Here is a 25,271-nt window from a genome sequence, read left to right as displayed (position 1 = left end):
TATAGAATAGGTTGATACGGGAGGTGGTTTATGGTGGAATTAGAAAACTTCCACCTCATGTCTTTTCGAGGCATTGAATTTAACCAGGTATTAATTCTAATGCAGCTGCAGGATCAATATATCAGTCAAATTTATCAGCACATTGATGCACTATCTGCGGATTTTCTTGTTTCAAATAAAGTAGAATTTAAAGAGTTTATGATACATTTAAAGCTATTTATCCAATACCATGCCCGTAGCGAAGGTTTTTGTATTGCAATGGAGACAATACAAGTCTATAATCGGAGTTTGTTGGATAAACTCTTAAATAATAATGTGTTAGTTGCTGCGGAAGAATTAGAAAGATCGATTATTTATTTAGAAGATCTTATCAGTCAATTATTAATAAGAACTGCCCCTCAAATTATACTATTGAATCAAAATATCAGTAATTTAGAAGAAACTCAATTGAAAATAATCGAGTTTTTAGAAGGTTTATTGCTAATTTTTCGTCAAACTTATCTAGAAAATTAATAAATAAAAAGGATTTTTAGTAATGTAAGTGAAATATGTACATATATGTAATAAAGACATATTTTCTAACTAGAATATATGTCTTTTCTTACCAGTTTTGATATTGTATTGATGGAACAATAACATTTAACAAGAGTAGTTGTTAAGGGAGATACATAATGGATGAACAAAAGTTAAAACTAGAGCATTTAAATCGCTTACTGACTGAAATGAAGAGTGTCGTTATCGCATTTTCTGGTGGAGTCGATAGCACATTGTTGGCAGCAGCTGCTAAAAAGATTTTAGGTGATAAAGCCATTGCTGTAACAGCCACTTCAGATAGTTTTACATCAAGTGAATTAGATGAATGTCGAAAACTTGCCCAGTTAATTGGTATTAAACATGTCATTCTATCGACTCAGGAATTTAACAATGATCAATTTATTGCGAATACTTCACAGCGATGTTATTTCTGTAAAAAAGAACGGTTTACAAGTTTGGTCAAATGGGCTAAATCCAATGGCTTTGCATCAATTATTGAAGGTTCTAATGCTGATGATTTGCGAGATTACCGACCAGGGATGCAGGCTATCGCTGAAATTGGCGATGTACTCAGTCCGCTTCTTGATGCTGGCCTAACCAAAACTGAAATTCGGGAAATTTCCAAAGAATGGGGATTGCCGACTTGGAATAAGCCAAGTGCTGCCTGTATGGTATCGCGCCTGGAGTATGGCCTTACAATTACAAAAGAAAAACTATGGCAAGTCGAACAGGCTGAGGCCTTAGTTAAAACTTTTTGCAGTGGACAAGTTCGCGTTAGGCATCATGGGAAAGTAGCTCGAATTGAAGTTGCCCCAGATCAGATTCAAAAGATGGTCGTACCTGAAAATGCGACGGGTATTACAAATGGTTTAAAAAAATTAGGGTTTACCTTTGTGACTCTAGATTTATCTGGTTATCGCACTGGTAGTATGAATGAAACTCTAGATGAGGAGCAAAAATATGGATATGGACAATCTACGTAATGTATTACAAGAATTTTATGAGAACCGTTTGTCTTTAGATGAGACAATGGATACATTAAAAATATTACCTTATGAAGAGTTGAATTTTGCGAAAATTGATCATCATCGAACCATACGTCAAGGTTTTCCCGAAGTCGTTTTTTGCCAAGGAAAAACAGTAGAGCAAGTCGCCATTATTATGGAACATTTATCAATGCGTAATCCAAATATTTTAGGAACACGCGCTACCATGGAGATGTATCTGGCAGTAAAAGCAGTTGTACCTGCTGCTGAGTATATTGAAATCGCTAAACTGATTGTTGTGAAAGATGATACCATTGAGCCCGATCCTGATCGAGTTGTTTTGGTGATGACGGCTGGTACAAGTGATATTCCAGCCGCAGAAGAAGCCGCTGTAACGGCTGAAGTCATGGGTAATAAAGTCGAGCGGATCTATGATGTTGGCGTTGCGGGTATTCATCGTTTATTTGCCCATCAGCAAAGTCTCCAGAAGGCGAACGTTATTATTGTTGCAGCTGGCATGGAAGGTGCTTTAGTGAGCGTGGTTGGCGGTATGGTTGCCAAACCTGTAATTGCCTTGCCGACGAGTGTTGGTTATGGTGCTAGCTTTGGTGGTTTGGCAGCACTGCTCAGTATGCTCAATAGTTGCGCAGCAGGAGTATCTGTCGTCAACATTGATAATGGTTTTGGTGCTGGACGCTTGGCAAGTATGATTAATAAAATGAGGTAATCGTATGAAAGCATTATATTTAGATTGTTTTGCTGGAATTAGTGGTAATATGCTACTGGGAGCGTTACTTGATGCAGGTTTACCTGAAGACGTTTTGCGTCAGCAGTTAGCGGCATTACATATACATGGTTATGAGCTCACAATTAGCAAAGTGATTAAAAATGGTATTCATGCTGTCTATGTGGATGTAAAATTGACCCATGATCACGATCATCATCATCGACATTTATCCGATATTCTTCACATCATTGACCATTCCTCATTGAAAGACAAAGTAAAAGAAAATAGTAAAAAAATCTTTATGTTGTTGGCACAAGCAGAAGCTAAAGTACATGGCACGACTATGGAAAAAATTCACTTTCATGAAGTGGGTGCGGTGGATGCCATTATTGATATTGTAGGAACAGCTTTTGGACTGGATTATTTAGGAATTGAGGCTATTTATACCTCTAAATTACAGGTGGGGAGTGGCTTTGTCCAGTGTTGTCATGGGTTAATGCCTATACCAGCACCAGCGACAACTGAATTATTAACCAACATTCCCTATTATAATGGAAATATACCAAAAGAGCTGGTAACACCAACGGGGGCTGCTGTGATTGCTGCTTTGGGGAGTGGCTATGGAGTGATGCCTGATCAGTTTATAAGCAAAAAAATTAGTTATGGTGCAGGAACCTGGGATTTAGAAATTCCTAATGTACTTCGCATGCATGTGGGTGAAATGACTACAGCAGAGCTACCATCTGAAACAATAGTGATTGAGGCCAATATTGATGATTTAAATCCGCAAGTTTTTCCCTATGTAATGGATACATTATTAGAAATAGGTGTCTTTGATGTCTGGTTAACACCAATTGTTATGAAGAAAAATCGTTCAGCAACGATGCTATCAGTTTTAGTTAGCCATTCTTTATTTGAAAAGGTCGTTCAGATTTTATTTAAAGAAACATCAACGATTGGGTTACGTTATTATGCTACTGAACGAAAAATAGCAGCCCGTGAAGTAGTGAGTGTAGATGTACCATGGGGGCAGTCTCGTGTAAAAATCAGTTCCTATCAAGACGAAATTTGCAGTATTACTCCTGAATATGAAGATTGTAAAATATTGGCTGTGAAATCTAAAATTCCTCTAAAAGAAATACAACAAACTGTATTAGAACAAGCACGGATTCAAAGGAAACGATAAAACCCTTTTGTAATCGCCTTGTTGATTAGGTTTTATCGAACTGAAAGGAAGGAATAAGACGTGACTGATTACATACAAAAACGTTACGGGATTGACGATGTATTGCCAGGAATGGAAGTTGGTAAAGATGTACTGACAGATAGTGGACAAATTATGTTAACTGTAGGTACAATTTTAACAGAAAGCATCATTGAAGGATTAAAATGTTGGGATGTACCTTCTGTTTTTATTCAAGAAAAAATCAGTACACCAAAATCAATTGACGTGCCTGTTGTGAAGGAGATTCCATTATCAAAATCACAGAGAAAATTTTGTAATCAATATGATGAAACCATGAGTCAAATCAAAAAAACATTTGCTACCATGCGTGATTCGAAGGAAGCACCATTTCAAGAGCTGAAACAATTAGCGGATCAATCCATTTTTCCCATGCTCGAATCCGTTGGTGTGATCAATCATTTGCAAATGATAGGTCAACAAGATGATTATACTTTCCAGCATTCTGTTAATGTCGCCGTTATCTGTGGGATGCTTGGCAAATGGTTGGGGTATACTGGAGCTGCCTTAACAGATTTAGTATTAGCAGGTCTTTTACATGATATTGGAAAAACTCAAATTCCATTAGATATTCTGAATAAACCAGGTGCCTTATCAGCGCAAGAGACAGAAATTATGAAAAATCACTCTATGTTAGGCTATAAACTAATCAAAGACAATAAAAATCTCTCACCTAACATTATCTATGCAGTATTACAGCATCACGAGCGGATGGATGGTAGTGGATATCCCTTTAAGGTAACGAAGGATAAATGGCATGAATATGCGCGAATTGTTGCCGTTGCAGATACTTATGCTGCTATGACAGCCCAAAGGGTATATCATGACAAAGATACGCCTTTTGCAGTTGTAGAAAGTATGAATAATGAAATGTTTAATAAACTTGACCCTCATATTTGCACTGTATTTTTAAATAATGTTCGAAATTATTTCGTTGGTAATTTCGTGCAACTAAGTGATGGACGCAGAGCAGAAGTTGTTTATCTTGGCCAGTTTATCGCAAGCCGTCCTACGGTTTGTACGCAAGATGGACAATTTATTGATTTGGAGAGAAATAAAAACATTAGTATTATTGATATTATAGAGACTTGAGTTTTATAAAATCAGAAAGTATAGAGGATGTGTATGATAATATGAAAGCAGTAGTATTGCTATCTGGAGGTTTGGATTCCACAGTATGCATGGCTGTCGCTCATAGTGAAGGTTATGAAATTTTTCCAATCAGTTTTAACTATAATCAACGGCACGATCGCGAGCTAGAAAGTGCTCGTAAGGTTGCTGAGCATTATAAAATCCCTAAACACATTGTCATTCGTACCAATATGGACGCTATTGGTGGCAGTGCATTAACAGATGAAGAAATGGCTGTGCCAACAGGACAAGTTGATCAAGAGGAGATTCCCATTACTTATGTTCCTGCGCGAAATTTGATTTTCTTAAGCTATGCCTTAGGTTATGCAGAAGTGACAGGTGCAGATCGGATTTTTATTGGCGTAAATGCCCTTGACTATTCAGGGTATCCTGATTGTCGTCCTGAATTTATTGAGTTATTTCAGCAGGTAGCTGATTATAGTACAAAGGCTGGGGTTCAAGATCATCGAAAAATAACAATTGAAACCCCATTACTGCATTTGACTAAAAAGGATATTGTCCTCCTCGGAGAAAAATTAAAGGCGCCTCTTGAATTAACGACAAGCTGTTATAATGGAGGAGAAGTTGCTTGTGGAGAATGTGATAGTTGTCTGCTCCGCTTAAAAGGTTTTGCTGATGCAGGTGTAAAAGATCCAATTTTATATGAAACTAGGAGTGAATAAAATTTGAAAGACGTTCAAAATAGATCAGATAATAGAGGAATTGCCATTCAGAATGTGGGTGTTAGTGAGGTACATTTACCATTCTTGATTAAGACCAAAGCTGGTTCTTTTCAATCCGTATTAGCAAGAATTAACCTGACGGTTGATTTGCCAAAAGAATATAAGGGTACTCATATGAGCCGGTTTATTGAAATTTTGAGTGAATGGAGCCAAAAACCAGTATCAAGCCGTGAAATGGAATTTATTTTGGCAGACACCATTCAAAAACTTGATGCTGAATATGCACAAATGGATATTGAATTTAAATATTTCATTGAAAAAACAGCACCTGTGAGTGGCTTAAAAAGCATGCTTGATATTGATTGTTCTTTTTCTGCCACACTACGCAAAGATAATCCTTTAGATTTTACCTTGGGTGTACAGGTTCCTTTTACGTCCTTATGCCCTTGCAGCAAGGAAATCTCAGCTTATGGTGCCCATAATCAACGAGGACTCATGAAAGCTAAAATTAAATATCAACATGGAAAATTTATTTGGATTGAAGATTTAGTCACATTGCTAGAAAATGAAGGTAGTTGCCCTGTATATCCTCTGCTGAAACGTGAAGATGAGAAATATGTCACCGAATACGCTTATGAAAATGCTAAATTTGTTGAAGATGTACTAAGGGATTTGGTACTATCATTGCGTGAGCAACCTCATATCAATTGGTTTGAAATACAATGTGAAAATTACGAGTCGATTCATAATCATAGTGCATATGCTAGGCACGTAGAATATGTAAAATAGGTACTGGTCATATGAATTGCCAAAAATCATGATACATGATAGCATATATGTTTGAAGTGTAGTATAGAGGAGTTGTTTTTATGAAACACTTAATCATAAATGCTGATGATTTTGGTCTGCATGAAACAGTTAATTTAGGAATCATTCAAGGTTATACAACAGGAATCATTACGAGTACGACAATCATGGCAAGTGGTAAAGCATTTGAACATGCTGTAGGACTAGCTGAAACAAATCAGAAGCTAGGAGTTGGCGTACATTTAACATTAGTTGGGGAAAAACCTGTATGCCATCCTGATCAAGTAAAATCTTTGGTTGATCAGGATGGCTACTTATCACCCCAATACCCTCAGTTTTTAAAAAATTATCTCTTAGGAAAAATACAATTATCTGATATACGGCGTGAACTGACTGCTCAAGTAAAAAAAGTAGTCGATAGTGGTATACAGATTACCCATTTAGATAGTCACCAACATATGCATATTGTACCTGCTATTATGGATATTACTATTGATATTGCAAAAGATTTTGGTATTAAGGCAGTCCGAATTCCAGCTGAATCTCATTTTTTCCGTGGTGGCTATCCTTGTCCACCCATGCGTTTAATTGCTCGGTCTGGCTTAACGATGCTCGCTCAATTAGCAAAAGGAAAAGTTAAAAAAAATAAACTTGCCATGCCTGAACATTTTTTTGGTATGCTGGCAGGCGGAAATATGCAAGAAGAATTTTTGTTGACAATTCTTAAAACATTACCTCACGGTATCTCTGAAATAATGATGCATCCAGGAAGTGATAATGAATTGTTAAATACAATATATCCTTGGAATTATCATGGTCAAGAAGAGTTGGCGGCAGTGACAAGTGCCAAGGTACGCCACTGCTTAAATGAGAATCGTATAAATTTAATCTCATTTCGAGATTTAAAATAGAAGGGGACTGAACGATGAAAGTACTCGTCACTGGTGGTGCTGGTTTTATTGGTTCACATGTGGTAGAAAAATTAATACAGGAAAATTGTCAGGTTGTTATTGTTGACAATTTGAGTACTGGATTAATGGAAAATATCCATAAAGAAGCTAATTTTATTAAAATGGACATTCGTAGTCCTGAGTTATTGGAATTATTCCTTGAGGAAAAATTTGATTATGTCATTCATTTAGCAGCTCAAACCATGGTTCACAAATCTTTAGAATTGCCTGGTTATGATTGTGATGTGAATGTCTTAGGGACTGTTAATCTGTTGGAAGCATGCCGTAAAACAACGGTAAAACGTATTGTTTTTTCATCGACAGCCGCTGTATACGGTGATGTGACAATGTTACCAGTTCTCGAAACATCCCCCACAGTACCTACGTCGTTTTATGGGCTGAGTAAATTGACTTGTGAAAAATATCTAGCTCTCTATAAAAAAGTATATGGCCTTGATTATGTTGTATTGCGTTATGCAAATGTATATGGTGAACGCCAGGGAGATGGTGGCGAGGGTGGTGTAATTAGCATTTTTACTCGCAAAATTCATCAAGGTGAGCCAGTCACAATTTTTGGTGATGGCAGTCAAACACGGGATTTTATCTATGTTGGTGATATTGCAACGGCTAATTATCAATCATTACTCACGGTTCATAGTGGGGACATCTATAATGTGAGTACGCAAACAGAAATCGATGTTAACACTTTAATTGATTCTATGGGAAAAGTTTCTAGCAAAGCAGTGACTAAGATTTATAGCCAACCTCGGGACGGAGATATTTATAAATCGTCATTATCAAATGCTGCAGCAAAGCAACAATTAAATTGGCAACCTTCCATGCCACTTCTTGATGGGTTAGCTAGAACCTATCAGTCACTCATATAACGTTTATTAAAAATTAATCTTGAAATAAATTTTCATTTTCGAAATATTGGAGGGTATCTATGTTCTCAAGAGTGAGATCGGGTTTTTGGTTGGTAGCTATTATCAGTATTGTGGTTGTATTTTTAAATTTGGGCGGAATACCACTATTAGATCCTGACGAACCTGTGTATGCTGAGACACCTAAGGAAATGTTTGCCTTTGAAGAATTTATCTCACCTCGCATTTATGGTGAGTATTGGTATGATAAGCCGCCCATGTATTATTGGCTCGTCGCAGGATCATATAAACTATTTGGCATGACTGAATTTGCAGCCAGGTTTCCTTCAGCGCTCTTAGCTGTAGCCTGTAGTTTAGCTGTTTATTTATTTGGTCGGCGTTTATTTAACGAACGAGCAGGGCTAGCTGGAGCTTTAGTGCTCACAACGAGTATTGAGTTTTTTTATTTGGGAAAAGCAGCTGTAACAGATATGACGTTATTATTTTGTCTTACTGTCGCTTTACTATCCTTTATTGAAAAACGTTATTATTTAGCCTATTTTTTTGCTGGTTTGGCAACCTTGACCAAAGGACCGATTGGTCTTGTTTTCCCTGGTATGATTGTGTTTTTCTACCTCCTCGCTACGCGTAATTGGTCTGAGCTTAAAACCATGAAAATCCCATCAGGCTTATTGCTTTATGCCCTTGTTGCATTCCCTTGGTATATCATAATGTATCAGCTTCATGGGAGTGACTTTATTGACACATTCCTTGGTTTTCATAATGTGACAAGATTTACCTCACCTGAACATCCAGAGGGTGTACTATGGTACTATTATATTCCTGTTTTAATACTGGGATTTTTTCCATGGACATCGATTATGTTACAATCGATGTGGGCATCCTTGACGAAAGGTAAACAGGATTCTTCTGTATTAGTATTTTTAAATAGCTGGGCCATGGTTATCTTCATATTCTTCTCTATTTCCCAAACCAAATTAGTATCCTATATTCTGCCGATGTTCCCTCCTCTTGCTATGATTGCAGGGTGGTACATTGATCAGTTGTGGACAGCAAGTCCTAAAAAACGTCCACATAGTTGGGCTATTGTACTTGGTGTATTAGCGATATTGTTTACAGTTGGTATGATGATGGGCATGAAGGCGATGCCAGTATTACAAAGCGGCATATATATGGCTTCAGGAATTTTTGTGATGATGGCTCTAGCTGTTGCCTATTTTTTATGGAATAAGTCAATCGGGCGAGCTTTCTGGAGCCAAATTATTGGGATGATTTTATTCTCTACAGTATTGGTGACGGTATTATTTCCTTTAGCAGCTCCTAATTTCACAACAAAAAATATGGCTAAAGAATTTAAGATGCACTATGATGGTACTTCGGCAGTTTACATTATAAAATTCTTGCATCCTGGCTTTACCTTTTACACTGATTTCTATGGGACTGAGATAAAAACAGATGAAGAACTATCTCAAAGGATTCAAGAAAGTCAGCATGCTTATTTTGTCATTAGGGATCTTGACTATAAACGTTTGGACGATGCTGATCGCCAACGAATGACAATCTTGATTCATATTGATGAGAAATACTTATTATTGAAGGAGTAGGGGAGGAAGATATGACAAAACGTGTAACAGCATTATTAGTTTTTTTGGCAGCTCTTATTTTTTATCTGTCATTTAATGCTGATATTCCTATTACTGATCCTGTAGAATCTAATTATGCCCTTACGGCTAAAGAAATGGTAATGAGCGGTGATTGGTTATCACCGCGTATTTATGGCCACTATTGGTTTGATAAACCAATTATGATTTATTGGCTCATTGCCCTTAGCTTTAAAGTATTTGGTATTACTGAGTTCGCTGCACGTTTGCCAGCAGCGGTGTTTAGTGCAGGGAGCGTAGCTTTTGTTTATTGGTTTGGGCAAAAGCTATTTGAGCATCGAAGGACAGCATTGCTCAGTGCTTTAGCATTGGGAACGTCCTTAGAATTTTGGGTATTGGCAAAAATGATCATTACGGATGCTGTGTTATTTTTTTTCACAAGTGTTTCCTTAGCAACTTTTTATTTGGGGCTTCGAAATAGAAAAACCACTTGGTATATCCTTGCCTATGGGGCAGCAGGTATGGCAGTATTGACAAAAGGTCCTGTTGGTCTTGTCTTGCCAGGTTTAATCGTAATGATTTATATTGTTTTAACTCGCCAATGGCAGTTATTCAAAGAGTTGTTTATCATACCAGGGATACTTATTTTTCTAGCTGTGACGGGTCCTTGGTATTTTAAAATGTACCAGTTACATGGAAGTGAGTTTATCAATACCTTTCTAGGACTACATAATTATGTACGGGCCACCGTTTCCGAACATCCTGACGATAATGTATTTTATTATTATTTAGTCTTGTTTCCCATTAGTTTATTGCCTTGGACGGGAATCCTCTTTCGGTACATGAGTATTTTTAAAAAAGAAAGAACATCTGCTCATTTGATGTACTTAACAATTTGGCCAGTCGTCATGATTGGATTTTATACCATGATGGCAACTAAATATCCTACTTATGTTTTTCCTGCGTCTTTTCCAACAGCTTTATTGATTGGTTATACCTTGAACAAAATGTATGGTATGGAAGGGCGAAAAGTGTGGTGGTGTTTATCACTACCTATTTTGCTGCTGATTGGTGTAATCAGTCTATCCTCAAAGCTTTTTCCAGCAACGAATTGGACAGTGATCTATAGTTGTGGGATTTTCTCAACTTGTCTTATCTTGTGGCTACAAGTAAAAGGCAATGTTTATTATCTGCCTAAAACGGTTGGAATTGTAACTGTGATCATGAGTTTATTATTAGTTCATAATGGTTTGGTCCCATTATCAGCAGCACGTTCTGCAAAGAATATAGCCCTCTTATTGCCTGCACAAGGTGCAATGGTTGCTTCATATGGTGATTATTCAACGTCATCAGTGTTTTATAGTGGCTATAATATGCCACGACTCGTTCGCGAGCAGCAAAATACAGAGCAAGGTACTTGGTCAGGAAAATATACAATGCCAACTCAAGAGATAGGAGTATTTGATCAAGCGACTGCTCAGTATAAAATGTCTTATCTGTTAGTCAATAATAAAAGTAAAACTGCTTTTATGTCTGAAACGTTTTCTAAAAATTTTCAACCAGTGGCAACATCTAGCAATATTACATTGTACCAACGAGTTTTTGTACAATAAAAAAACAGCTGAATTCGAAAGAGTTCAGCTGTTTTCAGTTTGCTAATGAGAATTTCATAAGTTGTTCATAGTTTCTTCAATACTTCTTCATAATAGCATTGTATACTAGAGATAAAGAGTTACGTTTATAATACGTAATACTGTATCTTACAGGATAATTGGTTTTGTGCTATAGTTGCCATCGATTCGGAGGTATGATCAATGAAAGTATTAGTAGTGGATGATGATGAGAAGATTGTAAAAGTATTGGTAACCTATCTGATAAAAGAAGGGTATATAACGGAAACGGCTATGGATGGAAAGAGTGCGGTAGAAACGGCGCGGCAATGGCGACCTGATATTATATTGCTAGATGTGATGCTGCCAGAGCTTGATGGCTTAGGAGTATGTAAGGAAATTCGACGCGATAGTGATGTGCCAATTATTATGCTTACTGCGCGAGATACTGAGACTGACCGGGTAATTGGGCTAGAAATTGGCGCTGATGATTATGTAACAAAGCCCTTTAGTCCTAGGGAACTGATTGCTCGGATACGAGCTATCCTAAGGCGGACTAAGCCTGAGGGGCGGCGCGATAAGGAAGAGAATGTGTTGCGTGTTGGAGAGATTGCTCTACATCTGCATAACCATACCTTAAGGGTTCAAGGTAACCAGATAGAATTGACGCCTACGGAGTATAAACTGCTAGAATTATTTTTAACCCATCCCAATCAAGTTTTATCACGATTACAGTTGATTGAAAATGTACAAGGTTATGCTTTTGAAGGTTATGAACGGACCGTTGATTCTCATATTAAAAATCTCCGCAAAAAAATCGGTGATTCTTATGGTGAACCCCGTTATATTAAAACTGTTTATGGGGTAGGTTATAAATTGGCAGGTGATCAATATGCATAGTCTTTTAATACGGGTGATGACCACGTTCTTTTTTACAACAGTCATTGTTATTGTTGGACTCATGCTCGTCGTCAACTATCAGGTCTCAGAAAATTTTAATTCCTATTTATACATGAGTGGCATGCATGGTATGATGATGAACCATGGAAATATGGCCTCTATGATGGGGGCACCAGAAAAACAGTTCTTTATGTCTCTAAAACAATCTTTATTATTGGCTGCAGGTGCCATGTTGTTCATTGTTGCTGGCATTAGTTATTATTTGGCTCGCAATATTGCGACTCCAGTAATTGACTTGAATCAGGCCGTCAATGCAGTAGCAGAGGGGAACTTGGATGTAGCCGTTGCTGTGGAAAGGCAAGACGAAGTAGGGCAATTGGCTATAGCGTTTAACACAATGACGACCAAGTTAAAATCCAATACTTTACTTCGGCAACGCTTTCTGGCTGGGGTGGCCCATGAACTCAGAACACCGCTAACGATACTAAAAGCCAATCTGGAAGGAATTGCTGATGGTGTCATTATTCCTGATGCCGAACAAATGAATTCATTGACTGAGGAAGTCGACCGATTGACAAAGATGGTCGGAGAGCTGAGAAATCTCTCCTTATTAGAAGTTGGACAACTACAGCCAGAAATTGCTCCTATGGATATAAAGCAACTTGTGACTCAGGTTGTATTAAAAAGTAAGCCTTTAGCCAATGCAAAAAACATTAATCTACACAGTGAAACAGACGAACGATTACCACTTATCTTGGCGGATGGGAATATGGTGAACCAAATGATGTATAATCTCATTTTAAATTCGATTAAATATACGCCTAGCAGTGGACAGATTACCATAGTGGCAACCACTGAAGGCAGTATGGTTAAAATCAAGGTGATCGATACTGGAATTGGCATTGCAGTTGAAGATCTTGAGCATGTTTTTGATTATTTTTACCGCGTTGATCCAGCGAGGACGAAAGTTAGTGGTGGTACCGGTCTTGGCCTGGCTCTTGTCAAGCAAATGGCTTTGGCTCATGGCGGGCAGGTCAAGGCAGAAAGCAAATTGGGACAGGGCAGTACCTTTACCGTGTTACTGCCGATTCATCCACAGTAAAAAGAACCGGAATAAAAATCACACAAAATTTTCATAAAATCTCCATAATTTCTCCACAATGATAGGATACAATAAGAATAAATAAGAAACAGGAGGGATATCCTATGAAAAAGAAAATTATAATTGCTACCATGCTGGCAGCCTTAATGGCTGTACCAGTATTCGCGGCGACGACTGATCAAGTTCAGCCACAAAAGGATGGGTTCAATCAAATGTTTGCCAATCATCAACAAATGATGCAGAAAGCCGTCGATAATGGTACTATGACAGCTGAGCAAGCAGCTCAAATGAATGAACATATGCAGCAGATGGCTCCCGTCATGCAGAAAATGATGCAAAGCGGCGGTATGATGAATGGTAACATGATGGGTAATAATGGGATGTCACAGAGTGGCTGTATGATGGACAACGTAAATAACAATAATAAATAATGACTATAAAGAAAACCAGGAGTAATCCTGGTTTTTGTTTTTGGCAGAGAGTATTTTACTATATTGGCATATTTAAAATTTCCCGGTGAATTTTCAAAATGTTATCTCCGTAACCAATTCCAGGTACAGCCCAATTACCACCTAATTCTTGCCATGTCTTAATTTTTCCATATTTAGCAGGTAATTTTGTGAGTATTTCATAGCGTGGGTCAACGATAGGCTCAACGGGTAGTTTGGTAGTAGAGTAGGCAAGCAAATGTTGAATTTGACCCCTTACTCCTAAAGTAGGAGTACTGAAAATGGCCCCTTTCACCTTATTGCCCGTAGCACCGATGCCTGCGTAGTTATTTTGGGATGGTAGTACATCGCCGCCATATCGAAAATACCCTGTTTCGTGTAAAGATTGGGCAAGAGCAACGTCGGGACGGACACCTTCTTTAATACCTTCTTCGTAAAAGGTATCTACAAGTTCATCGATGGTAGTTGCGATTAGAGGTAGTGGATTATTCTTTTTTATGTACTCAACACATTGTTTTTTTGTGGCTATCGGTTCACCCAAAATAGTTAGATCTTTGGAAACTTCCGCAGGTTGTATTAATTTAATCGCGCTATCTTGTTGTACAGTAACTTGTGGATTACGCAACTTTAATAGTTCCTCTTTTAAAGTTGCAGAGAATCCAACTGAAACGTTGAAGAGTGTTAAGCAAATCGCTAAACTTATTATTGATTTAGTTTTCAAATCCAATTACTCCTTTTCTTTTTTAAAAGTATAGTTGTTAGGTGTGAAAAAATTATAGACAAAGTCGATGCTAATCTATACAATATTTTACTTTATCATTATGAATAATGCAATGATGTCCGGTGCGTTTAAGTGCCGGACTTTTGTTGTCTATTGTGAGCATTTTACGGTATCAAGCCAGAATAATTTAAAACTATGGAAAATAATTACAAATACATGATGGGCGGGCTATTCCTATGTGCCAGAGGTGAGCTTACTATTGAGAACTATGTTGCTATTTGTAAGAAAAGACTTGGCTTGTGCCAAGTCCTCAGACGTAGGCAGGAGTCTTAGTCGTTCTTACTTGTAACCCTAGAAAGTGTTATGCTTTCTGATTACATAAAAAATCATTGACTTGGACTGAACTCCAAGTGATATGCTGAGTACGGAGGCAAATCTATCTGGGAAGAATTATTGTACTCAGTCTTGTTGCTACTTTTGGTACGGCAGCAATTGCAGCAAATGCGGTGTCAGGTACCATTGTTATGTTTGAAGTGCTGCCGGGTATAGCAATTGGTCTTGGTTTAACTGTAATTATATCAAGATGCGTCGGCGCAGGAGATTATGAACAAGCTAAATATTACACCAAAAAGATTATGAGTATTGTATATGCGGTAAATGTACTAAGCTGTGCATTGGTACTTGCCTTACTCCCGGCTGTATTAAATATCTATGGATTATCTGAGACGGCAATGTTGTTGGCTACAAAAATTGTTTGGTGGCATGCAGCATTTACAGTAGTAATCTGGCCACTTACCTATACCTTGCCTGTGACATTCCGTTCATCAGGAGATGCCAAATTTCCAATGAGTGTTGGTATTCTGTATTACGATTACCTGATCGAATGTATGAGTCATTCATAATTTATAGTGAACTCTAAGTAATAGGATAATTACTAAAGTTAGGGAAAATTAAAAAAGCTATTGACTTGGAAAAAAACTCAAAATGGTAGTTTAAATTTAAACCTTGACTTCGAGTAAACTCCAGATGATATGATGAATGCAAGCTAAGTTAGATGTATTTTAGAAGGAACTAAACGCGCATCGAATCCAGAAAAATATTTTATTTATTGAAAATAAATTTGAAATATATATGATAGTAATAGAAGATAGAAATGGAGTGGGCAGAAATGGACATGGAAAATAAAAAGTTTTCTCGGCGAAAGTTTATAAAGATTGCTGGCGGAATCACTGCAGGTGTTGCCAGTCTATATACGTTCCTGCCAGGTATGCGAGAACGGCCGAAGCAGGCAGTTGACTCGGCAAAGGCGATTGTTGGGCACTATCTGTCAATAGGTGGCATAGATGCATTATCTGTCCGTCAGATTATCACGGAGGACAGTTCTAATTCACGGACGATCATGTGGCAGTCAGAGCTTGCCGAAAAAGACGCTGTCGTAGAATATAGGAGAAAAGGCAAGGAGGATATAAAATCCAGCCTGGCGACTGATGAGGCATTCACCGATGATAAAAGGATGACCTATATACATACGACAGTGCTGAAGGATTTAACAGCAGGTGCGCAATATGAATACCGTGTTGGCTATGACGATAAACGCAGTGATTGGCACGATTTGAATACCGATGATGGGGGAGATTTTAAGGCACTGATTTTTCCAGATTCCCAGTCTAATGATTACAGTGACTGGAAGAAACTTGCACAGTTTGCCAGAAAGAACAATCCGGATGCCGCCTTTTTTGTTAATATGGGTGATCTGGTCGATAACGGTGAGGATCACACTCAGTGGCGGGCGTGGTTTGATTCCATGCGAGGCATCATCGATACCATTCCTATAGCGCCGGTCTTAGGAAACCACGAAACCTACAATCAGGACTGGAAAGTGCGGATGCCAGAGGCTTATCTACATCTCTTTTCTCTGCCAGCAAATGGTAACGCCGAGCGTCGGAACCAGTTTTATTCTTTTGACTACGGATCCGTTCATTTCATTGTTTTAAATACACAGTTCGATGAAATGGAGCAATTCCAGCCAGGTCTTTTAGAAACGGAAAAAGAATGGTTCGTAAATGACATTGCGCAAACTCGGAAAAAGTGGAGAATTGTTTTGATGCATAAAGATGTTTTGACATATGAAATCCGGAACCGGAGTGATCGTCAGGCGGGTATTTCCGATATCGGAAAAAACTGGATGCCTTTATTTGATAAATATGGCATCGATGTTGTGCTCACAGCGCACCTTCACACCTACCGCCGCCGTGATCGTTTATATAATTTCCAGTCGGATACACGCGGCCCGCTCTATATCGTTACCGGCGTCGCCGGAAATGTTCGCTATCCGAATCTCTGGGTAAATCATCCATTTGACAAGGCAGTAGCCCCACAGCCGGAAACTGATAATTACATGACACTGGAAGTAGGGGCAAATACCCTGAAATTAGCATCATTTCTGCCATCCGGGGAACGGATTGATCAGGTGGAGATCACTAAAAACTAAAGATAGAAAGCAAAGATATATTAAGGCAATGAAACATCTGAGGCAAGGAAAGAATCTCTAGATGAAGACTTATCCCGCAAGCAATTGCGGGATTTTACCTTAGAAATAAGGACTGTGTGATCGGTAATGGGTGGCACATACTATCTATTGATTATCTTTTACAGGAGGTTTTGTAGGAACTTCTTTTTGGGGAGGAGACACGGTACCAACATACGGCTTTTTTAATGCTTCTTGCAATTTGTGCCACTCATCGGTGCGATCGATAAGTTTTCTGCTCATATAATCACCTCATAATTTAGTTTTTCCAAAGTGTTTAATTAAATGTAAAAAATGTTATAACAATTAAACGCATGAAAGATAAAGAAAACTTGACTTCGGTCAAGGCTCAGTTGCCCTTACTTGTAATCAGAAAGTGTTACACTTTCTGATTACGTAAAAAAGAGCCCTCCACAGGAGGGCTAATAATGGGAGAGGAATGATAGTCTAGAAACTAGGAGTAAGGTTAGTATTGCCAGTTTCAGAGTAAATATACATTGGATAGAGAAAAATGAACTCAAAAAGCGGACGTCTCAAACGCCCGCAAAAGAGAAGTTATTATCTTAAGGTAAATCTATTATCCCTAGGATGCCAGCCGTGACGACCAATGAATATTTCCTTGCTCTTCATGTCATGGCCATCTTTATTGAGATCAAATCTTAAGGTATCTCCTCCTCTTACTTTGAAATCAAGTTCATCGATCCCGCGACCTGTGAAGTGAAAGCGGATTGTGTTACGGTCATGATCTACTCTAACGAAATCACCATTTTCCAAATCTTTGTCGTCAACGTCGTAAAAGCGTCCATCAGTTTCAATCACACCAGAAAATACATGTTGGTTGCGGAAGCTAGTTGATTTTACATGGAATTCGTCATTGCGATCATGCCATACAGACACGCTAGGAGGATTTTGTTGGGGACGACCCTCGGAACGGTCACTCCAGGCAAAAGCCGTTCCTGAAAAGGTGACAAGGAAGCAGGTGAGCAGTGCTAAACAAGATAATTTTTTCATATGTATTCATCTCCTCAATCTTTATTTGATATTACTATATCACAAAATTATGACAAAACTATGACGAAAATGTGACAATAAGTAAAAATTGGATGATTTGAGCGAAAAAGGAACAATGTAAAAACCAGAGTTACTTTAATATGGTCATGAAGAAGAATTGATATATAATATATAATGAAAATTTATTAAAAATATTACTAATCATTCGATACTGCTCTGCCGGGCTAATTCTGTGACATGAGTCCAGTTGGCATTCACGGTAGCTGCAATTGTCTTTTTCTTTTCTTAAAGGAAAAATTGGTTGACAATTGGATTATTTTAGAGTAACCTATATTTACAAAAATGAATGTTCATTCTGTTGCTACTATTATTTAATTGGAGACTATTATGCAAGAAAAAATACAGGATAAGAAAGCAGCTCTGTTGCAAGCTACCCTTGAATTGATCTCCGAACAGGGATTTCATGGTACGCCCATGTCGCAAATAGCGCAAAAAGCAAATATAGGAGTAGGTACGATTTACCGTTACTTTCCTAGTAAAGAGGACTTGATTAATGGCCTCTATATTCAGGTTAAGTCTCGTTTAGCGCAGTTTGTTTTTAAAAATTATTCAGAAAATATGCCTGTCCGCAAAAGTTTTATCATGTTATTACGTACGATTATCGATTACTTTATTGAAAATCCGATGGAATTTCTTTTTATGGAGCAGTATGCCAACTCTCCTTTGATTACGGTTGCTACTCGTCAAGAAGGTTTGCGTATGTTTGAACCAGCGAACAAATTATTTATTCGGGCTAAAGAAGAGACTTTGTTAAAAGATCTTCCGATGGAAATGATTAATACTCTTGCTTTCGGTGCGACCAAGGCACTTGCAAATCTTTATATATTTAGTGAAGTTAAGCCTGATAGCGCCACTCTTGAAGAGGGTGTAGAAGCCATATGGGATGCAATTAAGCGTTAAAATTAAAATTGAGTATTTATTTTTGAATATTGGAATGAACGTTCATTCTTTTGTTGCGTAATCAGAAAGTATAACACTTTCTCGATTACAAACAAGGGCAACTAAGGCTTGGTGCAAGCCAAGTTTTCTTTGAAAGTTTCCGAATGAACGGATTAATATATGGCAGGAGGAACAATTGAAGTGGTTAACACAATTTATGGTGTACAGGTTACTGCAGACTTAGAATTGTCTTATTTTGAAATGGAGAAAATAGTAAAAAACCTTGTTGAAGACTGGGATTGGGAGGGGAGGCAACTTGGTAAGGTGGAACTGATTAGCGACGGGCAATTCGTTCATGTCTGTGCTTACGAGAAACCCATAGTCAAAGTCGTTTTAAGAAAATGAAAACAGCATTATTTATTAGTTATTTCATTAAAATTTTAAAAAAGGTGGGTTTATTTTGCAATATAGAAAGTTTGGAAAAACAAATGAGATGATTTCTGCTTTAGGTTTTGGCTGTATGAGGCTGCCGATTATTGGTAATGATCCAACTAAAATTGATGAAGAAAAAGCAATACAGTTAGTGCGACACGCGATTGATGCTGGAGTAAATTATATTGATACTGCTTATCCCTATCATGGAACTGGTTTTACTCAAGGAGGAGAAAGTGAGCCTTTTGTTGCTAAGGTATTGAAAGATGGTTATCGGAATAAAGTCAATATAGCAACAAAACTTCCAACTTGGCTAATCAAAACGAGAGCAGATATGGATCGATATTTAAATGAGCAACTTGAACGGCTTGAGACAGATGTAATTGACTTTTATTTACTTCATAATTTAAATGATCATGTTTGGTCCCAGTTAAAAGAAGCAGGATTTAGAGAGTTTTTGGATCAGGCTATTAAAGATGGCAAAATTAGATATGCGGGATTTTCCTTTCATGAAAAAGGAGAATCATTTAAGGAAATAGTAGATTACTACGATTGGTCATTTTGTCAAATTCAGTATAATTATTTAGACGAAAATTACCAAGCGGGAAAGGCTGGTCTGGAATATGCGGCCCAAAAAGGGTTAGGCGTTGTTATTATGGAACCTTTAAGAGGCGGTAACCTGACCAAGCTACCCGAAGAAGCAAAAGCTATTATTGATCAAGCTGACAGTAGAAGAACTCCAGCAGAATGGGCATTAAGATGGATATGGAATCACCCTGAGGTATCAGTGATATTAAGCGGCATGAATGCCATAGAGCAGGTTACCGAGAACATTAAAGTAGCCGAAGAAGGGGAAGCCAATTCTTTAACAGTAAAAGAAGTAGCTATAGTTGAAGCCGTGAAGGAGATTTTTAAAAAGAAAATAAAAGTCAATTGTACAGGGTGCGCCTACTGTATGCCTTGTCCTATCGGTATCAATATCCCTATGTGCTTCTCTACATATAATAATCATTGGATTTTTGATGGTTCACCTGACGCAAAATATATGTATGGAGCATGGTCGAAAATGGGGGCTCCTGCCTCTAAGTGCGTGGAATGCGGTAAATGCGAAAGTCATTGTCCACAAGGTATTGAAATTCGTAAGGAGTTAAAGAAGATTGCAGACCTATTTGAATAATTATTAAGAAAGCTGCAGGCATATTAGAATGTTACTCTAATATGCCTGTCGTAATAGTTTGGATAAAGAAAAATTCCGGTTTTCCATTTATTTAGGTTATATGAAAAAACACTTGATTTAAAGTCAACTCTAGGTGATAAACTTAATTTTAGGGAAGTGCCTGTATACGCAGACATGGCTTAATCACTTATTGATTTTTTCTGAAATATAAAAAAGAATAATAATATAGATTGGAGATCAATTATGATCAATAATGAAAAATATATAAATTTGCTTAATTGTTTAAAAAATATGGAGAAGGTTATCTTGGCTTTCTCTGGAGGGGTAGACAGTACTTTTTTACTTAAAGCAGCTAAGGAAGCCTTAGGCGATAACTTTAAAGCCGTGACCATACAATCTCCCTATATTCCTAAATGGGAAATCGCGGAGGCCAAACAATTAGTAGCAGAACTTGGTGTAGCTTTTGAAATACTAGAGGCACCAATTATTGATGAAATTAGAAATAATCCGGAAAATAGATGTTATCTTTGCAAAAAGGCAGTATTTAGTCAAATTAAAGCCATTGCAGAGAGAGAAGGCTATCATTATGTTATCGATGGCACCAATTTTGACGATATCGGTGACTATAGACCAGGATTAAAGGCGCTTACGGAACTAAATATAAAAAGCCCTTTATTAGACTGTCAATTGACAAAGCAAGAAATTAGAAGTTTATCTAAGGAATTAGGACTTAGTACTTGGGATAAACCATCCTATGCATGTTTACTGACAAGAATACCCTATGGCAATGAACTGAAAGAAGAAGATTTTGTCAAAATAGAAAAAGCAGAAAGATACATGATGGACAGAGGATTCCGGGCAATTCGAGTGCGCTGCCACGACAATCTGGCAAGAATTGAAGTGGATAAAAAGGATAAAAGCAAATTATTTAATGAAGAACTTCTTGAAGAAATATCTGACAAATTTAAAGAATTTGGCTTTCAGTATGTAACTTTGGATTTGGAAGGATATCGGGTCGGAAGTTTTAACGAAACAATAGAAAAGAAATAGTGAGGTCTATACCTTGAAATTCCGGGAGGAAATGATGAATAAGGTGGATATAAGAAAACTGCTGCAACAAGTAAAAAACAATGAAATAGAAGTCGAAGCCGTCCTGGAAATTATTGAAGATTTACCTTATAAGGAATTGGGATTTGCTACGATTGATAACCATCGCGAAATACGAGTAGGATATCCGGAAGTGATCTATTGTGAAGGGAAAACAGTAGAACAAGTGAAAAGCATCATTGAGTTCATGTTGACTAAGGATAATAATATATTAGCAACCCGAGCTAACGAAAAAATGTACGAAGCAGTAAAAATGATCTGTGCAGAGGCTAAGTATAACCCGCTGGGGAGGACAATCACTATTCGAAAGCGAGAAGAAGAGTTTACCGACAGTTATATTGCCATCGTTTCAGCGGGAACTTCTGATCTGCCGGTGGTAGAGGAAGCTGCAGAGACTGCAATGATTCTTGGCAATCGCGTAGAAAAAATTGTGGATGTGGGAGTTGCGGGCATTCATAGACTTTTCGCAAAAATGAATATCATTCGGGGTGCAAAAGTAGTGATCGTAGTTGCAGGCATGGAAGGAGCACTTGCCAGCGTTATGGGAGGACTTGTAGATAAACCTATTATTGCCGTCCCTACAAGCGTTGGCTATGGGGCAAACTTTGGCGGTCTTTCGGCTCTATTATCCATGCTCAATAGTTGTGCAAGTGGTGTGAGTGTAGTTAATATCGATAATGGTTTCGGCGCAGCTTATAATGCCAGTATCATTAATAAATTATAAGATAACAATATCAAAGGGGAAAATAAAGTAGAAGAAAGCTATATTAAATAAAAGAGAAAGCGATTCGAGTATTAAAAAAGCCCAGAAACCTTCAAAAACAAGGTTTTTGGGCTTTTTACATTCTAATTTAATCAAATCAGTATAAATAACATAAGTTCTTCAAATCTTCTTCACAAGATCTTCACAACTTTTGTATATGATATGGAAATTGAAAGCAAAGATGAAATTGAGGTGAAAGTAATGTGGGGTGTACTTATGATTCAATTAGTGGTGACCGGATACTTATGGTGCTATCTTGCTAATAGAGCGGAGGAACTAGTTGTCAAAGAGGAAGGACAATAATTGACAACATTCAAAAAGATACTTTATTCATGAGATGAAGGAGAGGACATATGAGAACAGGAAAATGGCTAAAAAATAAAACACTAGCATTGACTGCTTTGATGGTCTTTGGTATATCGGCGCCGATCATGGCGGCTGAAAACCAGGAACCACTTACATTACAGCAAATTGTAGATACTGCCTTGAAGAACAATCCAACAGTCGTGGAACAACAAAAACGCTGGGAAGAAAAGAAGGGGCGCGTACCCTTAGTCACCGCTCAGCCGAATCCGAAATTTGGAATTATGAAAGATGATATCCCTACAAGTTCCAAAAACCCCTTTGATGGCATGATGACTGATTTTAGTCTGACACAGGAAATTATGAATCCGGTTAAACTTAAAAGTATGGGAAAAATGGCTGAGAATGATGCATTGATGACCAAATCTGGTTATCAAGATAAGCAAATCGAGGTTTATACAGCAACCAAACTAGCTTACTATGATCTTCTATATGCTGGGCAGGCACTGGCTATCGGTAAGGAAAGTCAACAAATTATGGGGCAGCTGACCCAAATTGCTCAGGTAAATTATTCTACGGGAATGGTATCTTTACAAGATGCACTCAAAGCGCAAACTGAGTTTTCAAAAATGACCATTGATTTGCTTAATATGGCTTCCATGGAGGCAGTGAGTAAAGCCAAGTTAAATACATTAATGGGGCGGGCCTCAGATTCTCCTTTATTAGTAAAAGAAGAGTTTAATGCTCCGCCGCCTAATTTCGACCTCACAGCACTTCAAAAAACGGCAAGCGAGCTTAAACCATCTGTTTTAGGAATGAAGTATCAGGTAGATATGGCGCAAAATGGTCTGGAATTAGCAAAAAAACAGCAATTACCAGATTATGAACTGCAACTTGGCTATAAACGTTACAAAAAAACAGATATGCCGGAAAATGATAAATCCAATACATGGAGAATTGGCGTAATGGCTATGATACCGATTTGGCAAGATAAAAATCAGGCGCAAATCAAATCCGCAGTCTCTACTATAGAGGCAACAAAAGCGACTTTAACTAACATGCAGAACATGACAACACTGGATATTCAAATGTCGCTCGTAGAAGCCCAGTCAGCTTGGCGGCAGATTGATCTATATAAAAACACCATTATTCCACAGGCAGAACAAACCTATCAGGCTGGTGTTGTAGGGTACACTAATGGAAAAGTAGACTTTATGGCTGTCCTAGATAGTCTCAATGCAATGCGCAATGTAAAACTGGATTACTATAAAGCGAGAGTAACCTATGAAAAGGCAACTGCCAATCTGGAAAAGGCTGTCGGTAAACCGATGTTTACGAGTGTGGCATTGCCATAAGATCAAAAATCAGGAAGAAATGGAGAGGACAGCATGTTAGAAAAATTAGATACTAAAAAAAAGATACTGATTGGCGTGACTGCCGGTGTTTTAGCTGTTGGTTCAGTGGGCTATTATACTTACGTTCATAAACAACAACCTGTGACTGCCGTTGATCATTCAAAAATGGCAGGTATGGGGAATGCTGTGACTGGTGAAATGGTGAAGCTTGATGCTAAAGCGCAGCAATTAGCTGGGGTGCAAACGGCTCAAGTCATGAAAAAAGAATTGAACAAGGAAATCAAGACCACAGGAAAAGTGGCACTGAATGATAGCAGTCGAGCCTATATTACGTCCCGAGTCGAAGGACGGGTAGAGGAATTGTACGTGACATCTGAGGGGCAGTATATTTCTCCCGGGCAGGCCATTGCCTCTGTGTATAGTCCGACCTACATTGCCGCTCAGGAAGAATATATTCTAGCTCTCGATAGTGTGCAAAAACTAAAGGGAGCTAGCAAGGATGTAGTGCAAATCAATAATCGTCTATTGCAAGCTGCGCGACGCAAACTTCAATTATTAAATATTCCTGATGAAGATATCACTCATTTGGAACATACGCGGAAAGCCAATAACTATATGACCATTTATGCTCAATTTGGCGGTACGGTGATGGAAAAACTATTGTTACCTGGCGCTTATATTATGCCAGGAGAAAAATTATATACAGTATCTGATTTATCGACTGTTTGGATGTATGCTGATTTGTATGAAAAAGATATTGCTGGTGTACGGATTGGCCAAGAAGTCAATGTAACAAGTGGTGCTTATCCTGGTGAGAATTTTACTGGGCGTGTAAGCTTTATTAACCCAGTACTTGATGATGCGACGCGCACTGTAAAAGTCCGGGTAGAAATGGGCAACCCAGAAGGAAAATTAAAACCTAACTTATTTGTAAATGTGGCAATTAATGTGCCGCTGGCTGAAAATTTGGTTGTACCAGTTTCTAGCCTTCTTGACACTGGAACTCGCAAAATCGTATTTGTGGCGCAAGATAGGGAAACTTTCGTTAAACGAGATATTGTAACTGGTCAGGAAGCCGACGGCTATATTCAAGTTCTTTCTGGTTTACAAGAAGGCGATACTGTTGTGACCGCCGCCGCGTTTCTCATTGATTCGCAGACTCAGTTAGGTCAATTCAGCAGTCATGCTGGTCATGGCAGTTCAAAAGCTAGTGGTAATGCAGCGCTTCCAGCTTCCAATAATACAGCTACGTCTGCGCCACCGACGACAGGTTCTGCCCCGGCTGTTGACCATAGTGGTCATACCGGTCACACTGGTCTTTAGGAGGAT

General features: G+C 38.1%; 26 protein-coding genes. 23 read left to right on the top strand and 3 right to left on the bottom strand.

The window, feature by feature from the left end:
- Nucleotides 1-30 precede the first annotated feature (30 nt).
- The 14 genes from ACAN52_RS17925 to ACAN52_RS17860 all read left to right on the top strand — a co-directional run bounded on the left by ACAN52_RS17925 (nucleotide 31) and on the right by ACAN52_RS17860 (nucleotide 13,589).
- The gene (locus ACAN52_RS17925) at nucleotides 31-513 is read left to right on the top strand and encodes a hypothetical protein (RefSeq protein WP_378956330.1); all 483 of its coding nucleotides are present in this window, start codon (nucleotides 31-33) and stop codon (nucleotides 511-513) included.
- Between the two features lie 158 nt (nucleotides 514-671).
- The gene (larE, locus tag ACAN52_RS17920) at nucleotides 672-1,517 is read left to right on the top strand and encodes an ATP-dependent sacrificial sulfur transferase LarE (RefSeq protein WP_378956329.1); all 846 of its coding nucleotides are present in this window, start codon (nucleotides 672-674) and stop codon (nucleotides 1,515-1,517) included.
- Nucleotides 1,495-2,247, top strand: coding sequence for a nickel pincer cofactor biosynthesis protein LarB (gene larB / locus ACAN52_RS17915; protein ID WP_378956328.1), 753 nt, complete (start codon nucleotides 1,495-1,497; stop codon nucleotides 2,245-2,247). Before larE (ACAN52_RS17920) ends, larB (ACAN52_RS17915) begins: the two co-directional genes overlap by 23 nt.
- 4 nt (nucleotides 2,248-2,251) lie before the next feature.
- A complete protein-coding gene (gene larC / locus ACAN52_RS17910; RefSeq protein ID WP_378956327.1) occupies nucleotides 2,252-3,433 on the top strand; it encodes a nickel pincer cofactor biosynthesis protein LarC in 1,182 nt (393 codons plus the stop codon).
- A 60-nt stretch (nucleotides 3,434-3,493) separates the two neighbouring features.
- The gene (locus tag ACAN52_RS17905) at nucleotides 3,494-4,582 is read left to right on the top strand and encodes an HD-GYP domain-containing protein (RefSeq protein WP_378956326.1); all 1,089 of its coding nucleotides are present in this window, start codon (nucleotides 3,494-3,496) and stop codon (nucleotides 4,580-4,582) included.
- 41 nt (nucleotides 4,583-4,623) lie between these two features.
- A complete protein-coding gene (gene queC / locus ACAN52_RS17900) occupies nucleotides 4,624-5,304 on the top strand; it encodes a 7-cyano-7-deazaguanine synthase QueC (protein WP_378956325.1) in 681 nt (226 codons plus the stop codon).
- Between the two features lie 3 nt (nucleotides 5,305-5,307).
- Nucleotides 5,308-6,093, top strand: a complete 786-nt coding sequence (folE2, locus tag ACAN52_RS17895; protein WP_378956324.1) for a GTP cyclohydrolase FolE2 — start codon at nucleotides 5,308-5,310, stop codon at nucleotides 6,091-6,093.
- Between the two features lie 80 nt (nucleotides 6,094-6,173).
- Entirely contained in the window at nucleotides 6,174-7,022 is an 849-nt protein-coding gene (locus tag ACAN52_RS17890; protein ID WP_378956323.1) for a ChbG/HpnK family deacetylase, read from the top strand.
- A 14-nt stretch (nucleotides 7,023-7,036) separates the two neighbouring features.
- Nucleotides 7,037-7,948 (top strand): NAD-dependent epimerase/dehydratase family protein, encoded by a 912-nt coding sequence (locus ACAN52_RS17885; protein WP_378956322.1) that lies wholly within the window; start codon nucleotides 7,037-7,039, stop codon nucleotides 7,946-7,948.
- Nucleotides 7,949-8,007: 59 nt separating this feature from the next.
- Nucleotides 8,008-9,549, top strand: coding sequence for an ArnT family glycosyltransferase (locus ACAN52_RS17880; protein ID WP_378956321.1), 1,542 nt, complete (start codon nucleotides 8,008-8,010; stop codon nucleotides 9,547-9,549).
- Between the two features lie 11 nt (nucleotides 9,550-9,560).
- The gene (locus ACAN52_RS17875; RefSeq protein ID WP_378956319.1) at nucleotides 9,561-11,159 is read left to right on the top strand and encodes an ArnT family glycosyltransferase; all 1,599 of its coding nucleotides are present in this window, start codon (nucleotides 9,561-9,563) and stop codon (nucleotides 11,157-11,159) included.
- A 201-nt stretch (nucleotides 11,160-11,360) separates the two neighbouring features.
- The gene (locus tag ACAN52_RS17870) at nucleotides 11,361-12,056 is read left to right on the top strand and encodes a response regulator transcription factor (protein ID WP_378956318.1); all 696 of its coding nucleotides are present in this window, start codon (nucleotides 11,361-11,363) and stop codon (nucleotides 12,054-12,056) included.
- Nucleotides 12,049-13,158, top strand: coding sequence for a sensor histidine kinase (locus ACAN52_RS17865; RefSeq protein WP_378956317.1), 1,110 nt, complete (start codon nucleotides 12,049-12,051; stop codon nucleotides 13,156-13,158). Before ACAN52_RS17870 ends, ACAN52_RS17865 begins: the two co-directional genes overlap by 8 nt.
- Nucleotides 13,159-13,262: 104 nt before the next feature.
- Entirely contained in the window at nucleotides 13,263-13,589 is a 327-nt protein-coding gene (locus ACAN52_RS17860; protein ID WP_378956316.1) for a hypothetical protein, read from the top strand.
- Nucleotides 13,590-13,647: 58 nt separating this feature from the next.
- Here ACAN52_RS17860 and ACAN52_RS17855 read toward each other — a convergent pair whose 3' ends face one another.
- Nucleotides 13,648-14,232, bottom strand: a complete 585-nt coding sequence (locus ACAN52_RS17855; RefSeq protein ID WP_378956315.1) for a glucosaminidase domain-containing protein — start codon at nucleotides 14,230-14,232, stop codon at nucleotides 13,648-13,650.
- A 530-nt stretch (nucleotides 14,233-14,762) separates the two neighbouring features.
- On the opposite strand from ACAN52_RS17855, the gene ACAN52_RS17850 reads away from it, so the two are divergent.
- Both ACAN52_RS17850 and ACAN52_RS17845 read left to right on the top strand, forming a co-directional pair.
- Nucleotides 14,763-15,230, top strand: a complete 468-nt coding sequence (locus tag ACAN52_RS17850) for an MATE family efflux transporter (RefSeq protein ID WP_378956361.1) — start codon at nucleotides 14,763-14,765, stop codon at nucleotides 15,228-15,230.
- A gap of 266 nt (nucleotides 15,231-15,496) precedes the next feature.
- A complete protein-coding gene (locus tag ACAN52_RS17845; protein WP_378956314.1) occupies nucleotides 15,497-16,819 on the top strand; it encodes a metallophosphoesterase in 1,323 nt (440 codons plus the stop codon).
- 144 nt (nucleotides 16,820-16,963) lie between these two features.
- Here the strand turns inward: ACAN52_RS17845 and ACAN52_RS17840 are convergent, their stop codons facing one another.
- Both ACAN52_RS17840 and ACAN52_RS17835 read right to left on the bottom strand, forming a co-directional pair.
- Nucleotides 16,964-17,098, bottom strand: coding sequence for a hypothetical protein (locus ACAN52_RS17840; RefSeq protein WP_378956313.1), 135 nt, complete (start codon nucleotides 17,096-17,098; stop codon nucleotides 16,964-16,966).
- Between the two features lie 315 nt (nucleotides 17,099-17,413).
- Nucleotides 17,414-17,866: a hypothetical protein gene (locus ACAN52_RS17835; RefSeq protein WP_378956312.1), complete on the bottom strand. Its 453-nt coding sequence runs from the start codon at nucleotides 17,864-17,866 to the stop codon at nucleotides 17,414-17,416.
- A 387-nt stretch (nucleotides 17,867-18,253) separates the two neighbouring features.
- Between ACAN52_RS17835 and ACAN52_RS17830 the strand changes: the two genes are divergently transcribed.
- The 7 genes from ACAN52_RS17830 to ACAN52_RS17800 all read left to right on the top strand — a co-directional run bounded on the left by ACAN52_RS17830 (nucleotide 18,254) and on the right by ACAN52_RS17800 (nucleotide 25,265).
- A complete protein-coding gene (locus ACAN52_RS17830) occupies nucleotides 18,254-18,826 on the top strand; it encodes a TetR/AcrR family transcriptional regulator (protein ID WP_378956311.1) in 573 nt (190 codons plus the stop codon).
- A gap of 180 nt (nucleotides 18,827-19,006) precedes the next feature.
- Complete coding sequence (locus ACAN52_RS17825) at nucleotides 19,007-19,210, top strand: hypothetical protein (RefSeq protein WP_378956310.1); 204 nt, start codon at nucleotides 19,007-19,009, stop codon at nucleotides 19,208-19,210.
- Nucleotides 19,211-19,262: 52 nt separating this feature from the next.
- Nucleotides 19,263-20,414, top strand: coding sequence for an aldo/keto reductase (locus ACAN52_RS17820; RefSeq protein WP_378956360.1), 1,152 nt, complete (start codon nucleotides 19,263-19,265; stop codon nucleotides 20,412-20,414).
- A 243-nt stretch (nucleotides 20,415-20,657) separates the two neighbouring features.
- Complete coding sequence (gene larE / locus ACAN52_RS17815) at nucleotides 20,658-21,464, top strand: ATP-dependent sacrificial sulfur transferase LarE (RefSeq protein ID WP_378956309.1); 807 nt, start codon at nucleotides 20,658-20,660, stop codon at nucleotides 21,462-21,464.
- Nucleotides 21,465-21,495: 31 nt separating this feature from the next.
- Nucleotides 21,496-22,245, top strand: coding sequence for a nickel pincer cofactor biosynthesis protein LarB (larB, locus tag ACAN52_RS17810; protein WP_378956308.1), 750 nt, complete (start codon nucleotides 21,496-21,498; stop codon nucleotides 22,243-22,245).
- Between the two features lie 392 nt (nucleotides 22,246-22,637).
- Nucleotides 22,638-23,942: a TolC family protein gene (locus ACAN52_RS17805; protein WP_378956307.1), complete on the top strand. Its 1,305-nt coding sequence runs from the start codon at nucleotides 22,638-22,640 to the stop codon at nucleotides 23,940-23,942.
- Between the two features lie 33 nt (nucleotides 23,943-23,975).
- Entirely contained in the window at nucleotides 23,976-25,265 is a 1,290-nt protein-coding gene (locus ACAN52_RS17800; protein WP_378956306.1) for an efflux RND transporter periplasmic adaptor subunit, read from the top strand.
- The last annotated feature ends 6 nt before the right edge of the window (nucleotides 25,266-25,271 follow it).

The organism is Pelosinus sp. sgz500959 (genome assembly GCF_042610375.1).
Lineage (GTDB): Bacteria > Bacillota > Negativicutes > DSM-13327 > DSM-13327 > CTSoil-075.
This window is presented reverse-complemented; position numbering and strand designations above follow the sequence as displayed.